The sequence below is a fragment of the Hyphomicrobium sp. genome, assembly GCF_019744875.1.
Taxonomy (GTDB): domain Bacteria; phylum Pseudomonadota; class Alphaproteobacteria; order Rhizobiales; family Hyphomicrobiaceae; genus Hyphomicrobium_C.
Map to the genome: position 1 here is coordinate 131,338 of NZ_JAIETU010000002.1, position 11,868 is coordinate 143,205.

The 11,868-nt window shown below is 65.7% G+C and carries 17 protein-coding genes and 2 tRNA genes; 7 read left to right on the plus strand and 12 right to left on the minus strand.

From position 1 onward, the window contains the following. Positions 1 to 8: 8 nt before the first annotated feature. Together K2Y42_RS00695 and K2Y42_RS00700 are read right to left on the minus strand one after the other, a co-directional pair. Positions 9 to 1,394 (minus strand): AtzE family amidohydrolase, encoded by a 1,386-nt coding sequence (locus K2Y42_RS00695; RefSeq protein ID WP_291147408.1) that lies wholly within the window; start codon positions 1,392 to 1,394, stop codon positions 9 to 11. After that, positions 1,391 to 1,582, minus strand: a complete 192-nt coding sequence (locus K2Y42_RS00700) for a DUF4089 domain-containing protein (RefSeq protein ID WP_291147410.1) — start codon at positions 1,580 to 1,582, stop codon at positions 1,391 to 1,393. The genes K2Y42_RS00695 and K2Y42_RS00700 overlap by 4 nt, the downstream gene beginning before the upstream one ends. 129 nt (positions 1,583 to 1,711) lie before the next feature. On the opposite strand from K2Y42_RS00700, the gene K2Y42_RS00705 reads away from it, so the two are divergent. Together K2Y42_RS00705 and K2Y42_RS00710 are read left to right on the plus strand one after the other, a co-directional pair. After that, a complete protein-coding gene (locus K2Y42_RS00705) occupies positions 1,712 to 2,629 on the plus strand; it encodes a pirin family protein (protein WP_291147412.1) in 918 nt (305 codons plus the stop codon). Between the two features lie 115 nt (positions 2,630 to 2,744). Further along, positions 2,745 to 3,119, plus strand: a complete 375-nt coding sequence (locus K2Y42_RS00710) for a phasin family protein (protein WP_291147414.1) — start codon at positions 2,745 to 2,747, stop codon at positions 3,117 to 3,119. 186 nt (positions 3,120 to 3,305) lie between these two features. Here the strand turns inward: K2Y42_RS00710 and K2Y42_RS00715 are convergent. Then, a tRNA-Pro gene (locus K2Y42_RS00715) sits at positions 3,306 to 3,382 on the minus strand. A gap of 360 nt (positions 3,383 to 3,742) precedes the next feature. Between K2Y42_RS00715 and K2Y42_RS00720 the strand changes: the two genes are divergently transcribed. Beyond that, positions 3,743 to 3,817, plus strand: a tRNA-Gln gene (locus K2Y42_RS00720). Between the two features lie 32 nt (positions 3,818 to 3,849). On the opposite strand, the gene K2Y42_RS00725 is transcribed toward K2Y42_RS00720, so the two are convergent. Then, the gene (locus K2Y42_RS00725) at positions 3,850 to 4,125 is read right to left on the minus strand and encodes a DnaA N-terminal domain-containing protein (RefSeq protein WP_291147416.1); all 276 of its coding nucleotides are present in this window, start codon (positions 4,123 to 4,125) and stop codon (positions 3,850 to 3,852) included. 348 nt (positions 4,126 to 4,473) lie between these two features. Here K2Y42_RS00725 and K2Y42_RS00730 point away from each other — a divergent pair, with 348 nt between their 5' ends. Then, positions 4,474 to 5,226, plus strand: coding sequence for an alpha/beta hydrolase (locus tag K2Y42_RS00730; RefSeq protein WP_291147418.1), 753 nt, complete (start codon positions 4,474 to 4,476; stop codon positions 5,224 to 5,226). Here K2Y42_RS00730 and K2Y42_RS00735 read toward each other — a convergent pair. Beyond that, positions 5,204 to 5,449: a hypothetical protein gene (locus K2Y42_RS00735; RefSeq protein ID WP_291147419.1), complete on the minus strand. Its 246-nt coding sequence runs from the start codon at positions 5,447 to 5,449 to the stop codon at positions 5,204 to 5,206. The two genes, K2Y42_RS00730 and K2Y42_RS00735, sit on opposite strands and share 23 nt — an antisense overlap. A gap of 317 nt (positions 5,450 to 5,766) precedes the next feature. Between K2Y42_RS00735 and K2Y42_RS00740 the strand changes: the two genes are divergently transcribed. Next, positions 5,767 to 6,018 (plus strand): hypothetical protein, encoded by a 252-nt coding sequence (locus tag K2Y42_RS00740; RefSeq protein ID WP_291147421.1) that lies wholly within the window; start codon positions 5,767 to 5,769, stop codon positions 6,016 to 6,018. Positions 6,019 to 6,149: 131 nt separating this feature from the next. Here the strand turns inward: K2Y42_RS00740 and K2Y42_RS00745 are convergent, their stop codons facing one another. Continuing rightward, the gene (locus K2Y42_RS00745; protein WP_291147423.1) at positions 6,150 to 6,395 is read right to left on the minus strand and encodes a hypothetical protein; all 246 of its coding nucleotides are present in this window, start codon (positions 6,393 to 6,395) and stop codon (positions 6,150 to 6,152) included. 414 nt (positions 6,396 to 6,809) lie between these two features. On the opposite strand from K2Y42_RS00745, the gene K2Y42_RS00750 reads away from it, so the two are divergent. Beyond that, positions 6,810 to 7,928 carry a ceramide glucosyltransferase gene (locus K2Y42_RS00750; RefSeq protein ID WP_291147425.1) on the plus strand — a complete coding sequence of 373 codons (1,119 nt, stop codon included), beginning with the start codon at positions 6,810 to 6,812 and terminating at the stop codon, positions 7,926 to 7,928. Between the two features lie 9 nt (positions 7,929 to 7,937). Here K2Y42_RS00750 and queF read toward each other — a convergent pair whose 3' ends face one another. From queF to queE, 3 genes are all read right to left on the minus strand, one after another. After that, positions 7,938 to 8,399 (minus strand): preQ(1) synthase, encoded by a 462-nt coding sequence (gene queF, locus K2Y42_RS00755; protein ID WP_291147426.1) that lies wholly within the window; start codon positions 8,397 to 8,399, stop codon positions 7,938 to 7,940. A gap of 81 nt (positions 8,400 to 8,480) precedes the next feature. Then, positions 8,481 to 8,879: a 6-carboxytetrahydropterin synthase gene (locus K2Y42_RS00760; protein WP_291147428.1), complete on the minus strand. Its 399-nt coding sequence runs from the start codon at positions 8,877 to 8,879 to the stop codon at positions 8,481 to 8,483. A 90-nt stretch (positions 8,880 to 8,969) separates the two neighbouring features. Next, positions 8,970 to 9,602: a 7-carboxy-7-deazaguanine synthase gene (gene queE / locus K2Y42_RS00765; protein ID WP_291150118.1), complete on the minus strand. Its 633-nt coding sequence runs from the start codon at positions 9,600 to 9,602 to the stop codon at positions 8,970 to 8,972. A 132-nt stretch (positions 9,603 to 9,734) separates the two neighbouring features. Here queE and K2Y42_RS00770 point away from each other — a divergent pair, with 132 nt between their 5' ends. Then, entirely contained in the window at positions 9,735 to 9,956 is a 222-nt protein-coding gene (locus tag K2Y42_RS00770) for a hypothetical protein (protein WP_291147430.1), read from the plus strand. A 67-nt stretch (positions 9,957 to 10,023) separates the two neighbouring features. On the opposite strand, the gene K2Y42_RS00775 is transcribed toward K2Y42_RS00770, so the two are convergent. From K2Y42_RS00775 to K2Y42_RS00785, 3 genes are all read right to left on the minus strand, one after another. Continuing rightward, positions 10,024 to 10,560, minus strand: coding sequence for a DNA starvation/stationary phase protection protein (locus K2Y42_RS00775; protein WP_291147432.1), 537 nt, complete (start codon positions 10,558 to 10,560; stop codon positions 10,024 to 10,026). 98 nt (positions 10,561 to 10,658) lie between these two features. Then, positions 10,659 to 11,384 (minus strand): 7-cyano-7-deazaguanine synthase QueC, encoded by a 726-nt coding sequence (gene queC / locus K2Y42_RS00780; protein WP_291147434.1) that lies wholly within the window; start codon positions 11,382 to 11,384, stop codon positions 10,659 to 10,661. A 1-nt stretch (position 11,385) separates the two neighbouring features. Further along, positions 11,386 to 11,748: a GFA family protein gene (locus K2Y42_RS00785; protein ID WP_291147436.1), complete on the minus strand. Its 363-nt coding sequence runs from the start codon at positions 11,746 to 11,748 to the stop codon at positions 11,386 to 11,388. Positions 11,749 to 11,868 lie beyond the last annotated feature (120 nt).

Consider the following 11,868-nt stretch of genomic DNA (forward strand, 5'->3'; position numbering starts at 1 on the left):
TCGACGGCCTACAGGCCGGCGGCCTCGAGGGCGGCGGCGACGCGCAGGCAATGATCCTCACACCAGGGCTGCGCAATCACCTGGATGCCGTAGGGCATCGCGCCGCCCGTGCGCACGGGCACGGCGGCGACCGGCAATCCGACGAACGAGATCGGCTGCGTATAGAGACCCATGTTGGCGCGCAGCGGCACATCGCGGCCGCCGAGGTGGATCGTCTTCTGGCCCAGCAATGGCGCGCTGCAGGGAGCGGACGGCGCCAGGATCACGTCGTAGCGCGCGAAGATCGCGGCCATGTTTGCCTGAAACGCGCGGCGGTAGCGTTGGGCGGCGACATACCAGCTCGCCGGCAACATGGCGCCCGCGAGGAAGCGATCGCGCGTGTCGGGATCGAAGTCGGCCGGACGGCGGCGAAGGTTCGCAAGATGGAGCGCGCTTCCCTCGGCGTTGGTGATCAGAAACGCGGCGGCGCGCGCTTCGGCGGCGCCCGGAATTTCGATCGCGTCTTCGGCGCCGGCAGCTTTCGCGGCACGTTCGAGGGCGGCGAGGGCGCCGGGCTCGGCATCGGTGCGGAAGTAGCCCGTTGCAGACGCGATGCGCAGGCCGTCGAGGCCCTTTGCAATCTCGCCGGATACCGCTTCAACGGGGCGTACGGCGCACACCGGATCGGACGCATCGTGGCCTTGCAGCGCATCATAGGTGCGTGCGAGATCGGCGGTGTTGGTCGCGAAGGGGCCGAGGTGATCGAGGCTGTCGCAGAACGGGAAGGTGCCGGTGCGCGGCAGGCGGCCATATGTCGGCTTCAACCCGAAGAGACCGCAGAAGGCCGCGGGCACACGGATCGAGCCGTTGGTGTCGGAGCCCAGCGAGACGGGCACGTAACCCGCCGCGACGGCCGCTGCCGATCCGCCCGACGATCCGCCGGTCATGCGCGTGGGATCGAGTGGATTGCGGGAGGGGCCGTAGTGCGCGTTCTCGCCCGTGAAATCGTAGGCGTACTCGCCCATGTTGAGGGCGCCGATCAGCACGGCGCCGGCCGCCTTCATGCGCGCGACGAGGACGGCATCGGTCTGCTGCGGGGCATCTCCGGCGCTGATTTTCGAGCCCGCGCGTGTCGCGTGCCCGGCGATGCCGTAGAGGTTTTTCACGGCGTAAGGGACGCCCGCGAGCGGACCAAGGGGTGCGCCTGCGGCGCGAGCCTTATCGACGGCGTTCGCTTCGGCGAGGGCGCGTTCGCGCGTGATGTCCGTGAAGGCGCCGATCTCGCCATCTCTCGCATCGATGCGTGCGAGCGCCGCTTCGACGATTTCCACGGCGGAGACGTCGCCTCTGGCCACGGCGTGCGCGATGGCGGTTGCGCTTTCCGGTGCTATGCCGGGCCTGCGAGCTGCCGTCATTGGCCTGCGCCCGGCGTGAAGACGGGTGCGGCTTCGGTCGTGATCGTTTCGGTCGCGTCGATCATTTTCGCCATGCCGCGCGCAACCTCGAAGAACATCAGGACGTTTGGCTTCCATTCCGGCGCGATCTTGAGCCCGAGGGTCGCGGCGGCGGCATCGATTTCGCGGAAGGCGTCATCCGTGGGCATGGCGGGGTGTTCCTGGGCGTGTGTTAGTGGTCGTCGCTATAGGGTCGTCGTCACACGGCTGCTTGCGAACCGGCGTAGACCGTTCTTATCTGTTGCGGACGGGCGTCCTGCAACACTGGAGAAAGCCGCATGAGCTGGCAACCTTGTGACGACCCGAAGCCCGGCGATGCGCAGTCCTGCGACGCCATCGAGCACGTTATCGTGCCGCGCGCGCACGATCTCGGCGGCTTCGAGGTGCGCCGCGCGCTGCCTGCGGCCGGCAAGCAGATGGTCGGGCCGTTCATCTTTTTCGACCAGATGGGGCCGGCGGAGTTCCTGGTGGGGCAGGGCATCGACGTGCGGCCGCATCCGCACATCGGGCTCTCGACCGTGACCTATCTGTTCGACGGCGGTCTGATGCACCGGGACAGCCTCGGCACGGAGCTCTTGATCAAGCCGGGTGAGCTGAACCTGATGTCGGCAGGCCGGGGCATCGTGCATTCGGAGCGGTCGGGCGGGGAGGATCGCAGCCATGCGTCACGCCTGTTCGGCATCCAGGCTTGGGCGGCGCTGCCCAAGTCTCATGAAGAAGGTGCGCCCGAGTTCGCGCACTACGATGCGGGCGCGCTTCCGCGCATCGCGGGCGAGGGAAAGACGGTGCGGCTGATCATGGGATCCATGTACGGCGAAAGTTCTCCGGCGGTCTTTCCGCACGATTGCTTCTATGCGGAAGCGACGCTGGCGCCGGGCGCCATCCTGCCGCTCGATCCCGACTACGACGAGCGTGCGATTTTCATCGTGTCCGGTGAAATTGACGTGGCGGGGCAGACGTTCGGGCCCGGACGCCTCATCGTGTTCCGGCCTGGAGATCGCATCTCTGTGCTGGCAACGGCGATGTCGCGGCTGATGCTGCTCGGGGGCGAGCCGATGGACGGCCCGCGCCACATCTGGTGGAACTTCGTCTCGTCCTCGAAAGACCGCATCCGCGCCGCCAAGGCCGACTGGAAGGCGGGCCGGTTCGAGCCGGTTCCGACCGATCGCAACGAGTTTATTCCACTTCCCGAATGAGTTAACCCCGTGTCGACCTGCCGTCGGCGAAACGGAAGATGGCGGTAGGCGCGAGGTCCATTAAGCGGTACGAATGCTTTACCCCCTCGGAAGATAACGAAAGCCGGAGAAACTGATGTCCCAGAACCCGTTCGAAATTCCCCAGCAGATGCGCGACCTGGCCGAAAAGAATGTCGATCAGGCCCGGCTCGCCTATGGGCAATTCATGGATGCGATGACGCAGGCGATGAGCTTCTGGACCAAGTCGCTGCCCGCAAACGACGTATCGACGGGCTTCCGCGCGGTCCAGGATCGGGCGACGAAGTTCGCCAAGCAGAACGCCGAGGCCGCATTCGGTCTGGCCAGCGATCTGGCCAGCGCCAAGGACATCCAGGAAGTGCTCGCGCACCAGAGCCGCTTTGCTCAGGCGCAGATGCAAGCTTATGCGCTTCAGGCGCAGGAACTCGGCCGCCTCGTGGGCGAAGCCATGCAGGGTCTGCAGAAGAAGTAAGCGCTTCGGCGGCGGCTCCCCTCGCGGGGCCGCCCCCTCTCGCCATGGGCACCGAGAACAGGGATCCGATCCGGCGACATTTCCCTTGCGTTGGGCGTCTGAATGGCGACCAGCGGGCTCAGGCGCCCGCAACTTGTGGCTATGTAGAGACCACTTGGGTCCTATTTTTGGGTCCTATAGAGACACTGGTCGGAGCGGGGAGATTCGAACTCCCGACCCCTTGCTCCCGAAGCAAGTGCGCTACCAGGCTGCGCTACGCTCCGCCCGACCGTGTGTCTACCACCGGACGCCAACGCGGCATCCGGCTAGGAAATCCCTATCGCAATTGAGTGCTCATCACGTCCCTGACGCAAGGGTCAAAGACAAGGCCCGCACAAAACGTTGCAAGGGTTTGCGCCCGCCCGCCAAGAGGTGGCCGGATCGCGAGGCGGCTTTATAGCGGCACACCCACACGAGAGCAAGCGAGACGGACGAGAGAATTTAACGCCAGGAAGTCGCTCGCGGGAGGTTGCCGAGCCCAGCGGCTCTCACTATGGTGCGGCGCCCAGCTTCCCGCGCACCGGCCTTTTTGCCTGTTCCGGAACGCTGTCCGAGGATCGAGACCTCGTTTCGGGGTGAATTTTTGGGACGTAGCCAAGTGGTAAGGCAGCGGATTTTGATTCCGCCATTCGGAGGTTCGAACCCTCCCGTCCCAGCCAATATTTTCGATTGCCTGGAGCGCGAGCGGCTCTTACGTCCGTAAACGGTCGGCCACCGGCTTCCGCACGATGATTTCCACCCATTCGACGGAAGCGTTGGATCGCTTCGCTGCCCGAAGCAGGGAAGGCATATATTTATACTCGATCCAATTCTTGAGATACCTCACGGGCACGGAGGCCGTAAGTCCGCCCGCGTCGATACCCTCGACCTCGAAAGCTGAAAACCAGCATTCGTAAATGTCCGGACCGATCTCGTCGATAAGGCCCTTGCGCACCTGCTCGGTGAGCGTCGGTTCGAGGGCGTTCACGAGAGGCGGCACCGGCGCTTGAGCACAGGACGCTGCGATAGCCCCTTTGCTGCCCATCGCTGCTCCGACCAAGCCCCCGAAGAGCCCAAACAGACCCCGTCTCGAAACGCCCGCCATGCTGACCGCCTTAAAATCGCGCCTAGGGCGCGCAGTCTCGGCCTAGCTCATGTCGTTTTTGAGAGAAGCGAGGCGTCGGGTTAGATTGCGACCACGCGATGGGCGTCAAACGTCGCCACCTCATCCCGATTTTGGTCGCGGGCCGGCCATCTAGCACTATCGCGATGCGCTCTTCAGGCTCGCGCGGATGTGTGCGATGGGGTGCCCGCGAGGGTCTTTTCCGCGAGGCGAATGATGACAACGGTGTTCGTGCATGGCGTTCCCGACACGGCGGAGGTGTGGTCGCGCCTCGACCGTGAAATTCTTGCGCAGCTGCCCGGCGAACGGACGGTGGCGCTCGCGCTGCCGGGATTCGGTTGCGATGCGCCGTCTGGGTTCACGTACTCGAAGGAAGACTATGTCGCCTGGCTCATCGCTGCGCTCGAGGCGATCCCAGCGCCGCGCGACGTGATTGCGCACGACTGGGGCTCGATCCTGGCCATGCGTGCGATTGCGCTTCGCCCGGGCCTCGTCCGGAGCTGGGTCGCGGGCGGGGCCCCCTCGACGCCGGGCTATACGTGGCATCCGACGGCGCGGCTCTGGCAGACGCCCGGCGCGGGAGAAAAGGCGATGGAGCGGTTCTCGGGTCAGCTCGCCATCGACATGCTGGCGCGCGCGGGGCTCGATGCGGCCATGGCCGCCGAGACCGTGAGCCGGATCGATGCGCGCATGAAGAGCGCTATTCTCGCGCTCTACCGGTCGGGGCGCGATGTCTTCGAAACGTGGGGGCTCACGCGTGAGGAGGTCACGCGTAAGATCTTCGCGCCCGGTCTCGTGCTCTGGGGCGCGCGCGATCCCTATGCGGGTCCGGAGTTTGGGGATCGGCTGGCGGAAGCTACGGGAGCCGCATCGCGTGTGCTCGATTGCGGGCACTGGTGGCAGCTCGAGCAGCCGAGCGCCGCGGCTGCGGAAATCATCGCGTTCAGGCGCGCGATCGGCGCTTAGCGCAAAGCTGCTGCAGAGGACCTGTCAGGCGGGCCGGGATGGGATCGTCGAGGACGCCGTTGAACGCGCGTGCGAGCATGCAGCGCGTGCCGAGATACATTTCGTGCTTGGAGCGGGCCTGAGTGTCCGCGTTGATGGCTTCGCGCACCGTCTCAGCGAGCGGCGCTTCCAGCTCACCGTCCGCAAACGCCATGATCAGTTCGTCGCGCAACCTCAGATTCAACGCTCACACTCCCAATTGCCGCGGCCGTCGTCCTCGGTAGACGTGCGATTTCTCCTGGGAGGCGAAATCACGGCGCGCCGTGTCCTGTTCGGGCTCAACGGTGAGAGTTACGCAGTCCCGTCGCTGAAAGTTCCAAGGGGAAGTCACGATGTGGCTGGGAAGACACAGCTTAAATTTTCCGGACGCCAAAGCGCGCCGACGAGCGGACCCTTAAACTCAAAGGCTTGCTTTCGGCCGGTGGCGGGCGATTTCCGCATTTCGAGCCGGGAGTTCGTGCAATAATTTCGACGTAACAGCGTTCGTGCGAGGTCACGCAGATGAGCAAGAAGCTCGGCAAGAAAGAAACGCTTGGTTTGATCCTGTCGGAGATCGCCAAGCTTCGCGGCGACGTCAAATCGCTCGAGAAGCAATTGGCCGGTTCCCCGTCCAAACCGAAGGGGGCGGCAAAGAAGAAGCCCAGCAAGCCCGCAGCGAAGCCGGCTCCCGCCGCGAAGAAGCAGCCGGCCGCGTCGCGACGTCCCGTGCTTGTGGAAACGGCTCCGTTGGCGCCCGCGCGCACGGCGAGCTGATAAGGCGAGCTGAGAATTGCCGCGAGCCGATCGGCGACTTTTCAGGGTGGTGGAGTGGCCCAGCGCTGGCGTGTGCCAGAGCTGAGCGGAGTTGCGCCCGGGCGATGCTGATGCCCGGGCAGCGTGGGTGGCTAAGCGGCCAATGCGTGGCGCATGCGGGCGCGCGACACCAGGCGCCAGTCCATGAAGGGTCGGATTTCCGTCAGTTGGCCGTCCGCAAGGCGGGCCATGGGGCGCAAGCCCGAGTCACGCCGGCAGATGTGCGCCGAGACCCAACGCTCGACGATGTCTTCGCCGCCGTTGTCCATCTTGCGCCAGACCCTGTACTTGATCTCGACGATGTCGCCGATGCCAAGCTGGTCGATGCTGATCGTCATGCGGTTTCATGATCCTGCTGTTTCGACTCGCGGGTGATCTAGCCGATCCGCGTCTCAGTTTTTTGGCGGTGAGGGGGCAACAATGCGAACCCTCTCGAACATCTCACTTTTGTGACAATCCGGCGCGGCGATATGCGCGTTCGGGCCCGATGTGGATCGCGTTGACGGGCGTCGCCAGCTTGCTGTTTGATACTTTCGTCGATGGCACTTCGCTCGTTCTGCGACGCGGCGGCGTGAGGCAAGACACCTTCTCCCACTTGTACGGGGGCGCGCGAACGCGCCCCCTTTTTTTGTCCGCTGTTACAGAGAGTCACGCTGCTTTCTTGGTCCCGCCATTGCCGTCATCGGCGTGTCATGGGACTCCGCCAAGCAGGACGACGCATTGAAATTTTCGGGCGGGAGATTGCGACCGGCATGGAATGGATTGCGCTGACGTTCTGCGCGGCTGTGCTGGCGGTTCATCTCGTGTCCGCGGCCCTTGCGATCTGGCGCGTGCGGTTGGTGCGCCGCGCTCCATCGGTCTCCAAGACGCTGCCCGCCGTGAGCATCATCCGGCCCGTCTGCGGCCTCGATCCGCTGGACGAGATGACGCTGCGCTCGACGTTCGAACTCGCCCATCGTGATGCCGAGCTTCTGTTCTGCGCGGCGCGTGCAAACGACGACGCTGTGCCGCTCGTTCGCCGCCTGATCGCGGAGCATCCGCACATCCGCGCCCGCCTGCTGATCGGCGACGAGGGCGGGACGGCGAACCCGAAGCTCAACAACATCATCAAGGGCTGGGACGCTGCGCAGGCGCCATGGATCGTGATCGCCGACAGCAACGTGCTCATGCCGGCCGATTACATCGACCAATTGTTCGCAGGGCTGCGCGACGATACCGGCCTCGTGTGCTCGCCGCCGATCGGCAGCCGTCCGTCCGGCTTCTGGGCGGAGCTCGAGTGCGCGTTCCTCAACACCTATCAGGCACGCTTTCAGCTTGCCGCGGACACCTGCGGGTTCGGCTTTGCGCAAGGCAAGTCGATGCTGTGGCCGAAGTCCGTGCTCGACGCGGCAGGCGGCATTCGCGCGCTCGGCATCGAGATTGCGGAGGATGCGGCGGCGACCAAGGTCGTGCGCGGGCATGGTCTTCGTGTGCGCATCGTGGACCGGCCGTTCGAGCAGCCTTTGGGCGTGCGCAATCGCCGCCAGGTCATCGACCGGCAGGTGCGCTGGGCTCGGCTGAGGCGCGCGACGTTCCAGCTTTACTATCTGCCGGAGGTGCTCGCGGGCAGCGTGCCGGTGCTCGCGGCGTCCGTCGTGGCAGCGCCGGCGATGGGCCTCGGCGAGGTCGAAGCCTGCGCGCTGATGGGCGCGGTCTGGTACGGCGCGGAGTTCCTGTTGGCCAAGGCTGGGGGCTGGCACGTGTCGGTGCTCTCGCCGCTCGCCTGGGTGGCGCGCGACGTGGCTTTGCCGGTGATCTGGCTCAAGGGCTGGACCGGCGACGGCTTCACGTGGCGTGGCAACGACATGACGGTCGCTGAAACGCGCGCTTGAGCTGCGAAATCAGCCGCGGCCGCGATAGGGCGGCACGCCCTGGTCGGGCAGCCAGACGTTCTGGGGCACCGCGCCCGACTGCCAGAACACGTCGATCGGAATACCGCCGCGCGGATACCAGTAGCCGCCGATGCGCAGATACGCGGGCTCCAGCAGCGTCGTGAGGCGCTTGCCGATGGCGACCGTACAGTCCTCGTGGAACGCGCCGTGGTTGCGGAACGAGGCGAGGTAGAGCTTCAGCGACTTGCTCTCGACCAGCCAGTCGGCAGGGACGTAGTCGATGACGAGGTGGGCGAAGTCGGGCTGGCCCGTGACGGGGCAGAGCGACGTGAACTCCGGGGCGGCGAAGCGCGCGACGTAGGCGGTGTCCGGGTGCGGGTTGGCGACGCGCTCCAGGACGGCCTTGTCTGGGCTCTCGGGAATGGCGGTCGCGCCACCAAGAAGCGTGACGCCGGTGATCTTGCTGGCCACTGGTGGCTCCTGTTGTTCGGTGAGCGGCGCTCGGTACTCGGCTGCGAGCGGAGCGCTCTATTCGGCGGCGAGCGGGGCTTGTTACTCTGCTGCGAGCGGAGCTCGGTGAGCAAGCCCCGTGTAGATGACGCCCTCGTGGCAACTGTCGCGCGAGACATGAACCTCGGCCAAGCCGGGCACGCGGTTCTGCAGGCGCGACCAGATCCACATCGAGATCCGCTCGAGCGTCGGGATATCGAGGCCTTCGACCTCGTTCAGCAGTCGATGGTCGAGCGCATCCTGGGCATCCGCGATAGCCGCGGCCAAATCGTCGAAATGGAAAACGAGGCCGGTTTCCGCGTTCGGCTCGCCATCGATGACGATGCGCGCGCGGAACGAATGGCCATGCACCCGGGAGTTCGGGTGGCCGATGGGGGCCGACGGCAGGTAGTGCGCGGCCTCGAACAGGAATTCCTTATAGATGCGCATGGGGCGTGACATAGGGGATTTTGGGCGGCGGCGCCATCCCCAGGGCGTGGGGCAAGGGGCAGCAGGGCGCCGGCCGCACCCCTGCCGGCGCCGCGGCCGCGCCTATGGAATCCCGATGCGCTTGTGCGTCTGGACGGAGAGCCGCCAGGCGGGGTGGGCCTTGACGTAGGCGACCGCGGCATCCGTGTTTTCGGCCAGCAGGGGCCCATCCATGGGGCTTACGTAGCGGCGCGGAAAGTCGAGCGCGAGGAAGTTCGCTGGATCGAGCCCCGCCTGGGGGTAGACGACTTTCAGCTCATCGCCCGCCTTGACCGCAATCTGTGTGCCCGCCTTGGGGCTGACGCAGACCCAATCGATGCCGTCGGGCAGGGGAAGCGTGCCGTTGGTTTCGATGGCGATGGTAAATTCGTGGCTATGCAACGCGTCGATCAGCGCGGCATCGACCTGCAGTGCGGGCTCTCCGCCCGTCAGCACGACGAACCGGTTGCCGTCGCCGCTGCCGGTCCATGCGGCCTGAATGGCGGTTGCGAGCGCGGTTGCGTCACGGAACTTGCCGCCGCCCGCGCCGTCCGTTCCCACGAAGTCGGTGTCGCAGAAGCGGCAGTCGGCCGTCGTGCGGTCGGCTTCGCGCCCGGACCACAGATTGCAGCCGGCGAAACGGCAGAAGACCGCCGCGCGGCCCGCGTTCGCGCCCTCGCCCTGCAGGGTGTAAAAGATTTCTTTGACGGCATACATGCTGCGATGCGTACGGGCTGGCGGGTCGATGTCAAGCGGCCGGCCGTCGCATTCGGGCGCCAGCGCGGGACGCGGCGGAACCGGAGCGCCGCTCATGGGTATCTTTATCGAGGACAATTACGAGGACGGCGCATGCAGTGTTCAGTTTGTGGCGCAGAGGCCGAAAACCTGACCTCCGGCGATTTCGACGGGCTGGTCGTGCGCTGCAAGCGGTGCGGCGAGTACGAGGTGGCGGACGCGGTGCTCAACGAACTTCTGCGGCTCGATTTCGATGCGCGCGTTACGGCGCTCGAAACGGCGAAGAGGGCGGCAGGACCGGATCGGCGTCCTGCAATCGCCCTCGACGCGGCGTGAGAGGCGAACCCGTGCTGAGCGCGAAGTTGCGCTCGGCGCTTTTTCGCTTGCGCTTGGCGCGCTGATTTTACGACGTGCGCCGGCGGGTCGATTCAAACAGGAACCACAGACGGCGCTCGGTCTCGTCGATCCAGACGTCGAGGAGGCTCGAGGTCGCGAAGTCGTTGTGCTCGTCCGAGAGGTCGTGGACGCTACGCATGCGCTGGGCGAGATCCTTGTTGTCGTCGCGCAGCTCGGCGAGCATGCCTTCCGGATCGACGTAGTCGGCGTCGTTGTCCTTCACGCGCTGCAAACGGCTGATGTGTCCGACGGACCGCAGCGTCGTGCCGCCAAGTTTGCGGACGCGCTCGGCGATGGGGTCCGTCATGGCGAGGATCTGCCCCGCCTGCTCGTCAAGCATCAGGTGATAGTCGCGGAAATGCGGGCCGCTGACATGCCAGTGGAAGTTCTTGGTCTTGAGGTAGAGCGCGAACGTGTCGGCGAGCAGCTCGTTCAAGGCGCCGGAGAGATCGCGAACGGCGTTGTCGCCGAGATCGCTCGGCGTCCGGAGCGGCGACTTGCGCAGCTCGGCGGCCTTCTTCATGTCTGCCATGGGGGGCTCCATCGGGTTCGGGGGGGGGCGGGGTTGCCAAGCAATAGGTAGGAGCCCCACGCCGCAAAGAGAAGAACCCCCGGCGGACAATGTAAAATGCACGTTAGCGGTCAGGATTTCGGAGGGTTGCGGGGCGGATCGGCCTCCTGCCAGGCGTCCCACCCGCGGGCGCGCAGCTCGCACGCGGGGCATGTGCCGCACCCCCATCCCCAGGCGTGGCGGTGCGTGCGATCACCGAGATAGCAGGTGTGGGTGTGCTCGCGGATCAGGTCGACGAAGGGCTGCCCGCCCAGCGTGCCGGCCAGCGCCCACGTCTCGGCCTTGTCGATGAACATCAGCGGCGTCTCGATCGCGAACGGCTTGTCGAGGCCCAGCGCGATGGCCTGCTGCTGCGCGCGGATGGTCGCGTCGCGGCAGTCGGGATAGCCCGAGTAGTCCGTCTCGCACATTCCGGCGACGAGCGTGCCGATGGAGCGGCGATAGGCGAGGGCTGCCGCGTAGACCAGGAACAGGAGGTTGCGTCCGGGCACGAAGGTCGACGGCAGGCCCGCCGCCGTCATTTCGATCTCGGCGTCGCGGGTGAGCGCGGTTTCGCTGATGCGCCCAAGCGCCTTGAGATCGATCTCGTGATCGTCGCCGAGGCGCGTGCTCCATTCGGGAAAACCGCTGCGGATTTCATCGAGCACCACGCGGCGCTGGGTGAGCTCGACGGCGTGGCGCTGGCCGTAGTCGATACCGAGTGTTTCGACGCGGTCGTATCGCGCAAGCGCCCACGCCAGGCAGACTGTGCTGTCCTGGCCGCCCGAAAAAAGAACGAGCGCGCCGCCGGTCTTCACGTCAGGCGCTCTTGCCGTCGACGGGGATGATCTTGATGGCGTCGAGATCGACGGCGTCGATGCAGCGCACGTTGAGGGCGACGGTCGATGTTCCGTCCGGTGTCGTGCCGCGTGCGAAGCCGGTGACGCCGCAGACGCTGCAGAAGAGGTGGTGGATGATGTGCTTGTTGAACTGGTAGTCGGTCAGGGTGTCGGCGCCGGACTTGAGCGTGAAATCCGACCCCGAAATGAAGGCCAGCAGCGTGCCCTTGCGGCGGCACATGGAGCAGTTGCAACTGATCGCCTGCGAAATGGGCTTGCTGCGCGCCTCGTAGCGCACGGCGCCACAGTGGCATGAGCCTTCATAGGTCGTCAGGTCCGTCATTCTGTGCCTTCGCTCTCGTTACAATTCGCCGCAGCGCCTGCCTGTCGCGTTTGTCGCGGCCGATGGGTAGGGCCGACTACCCAGTGGGGTCTTTCCGCGCCCAACGAACCCAGGTACAAC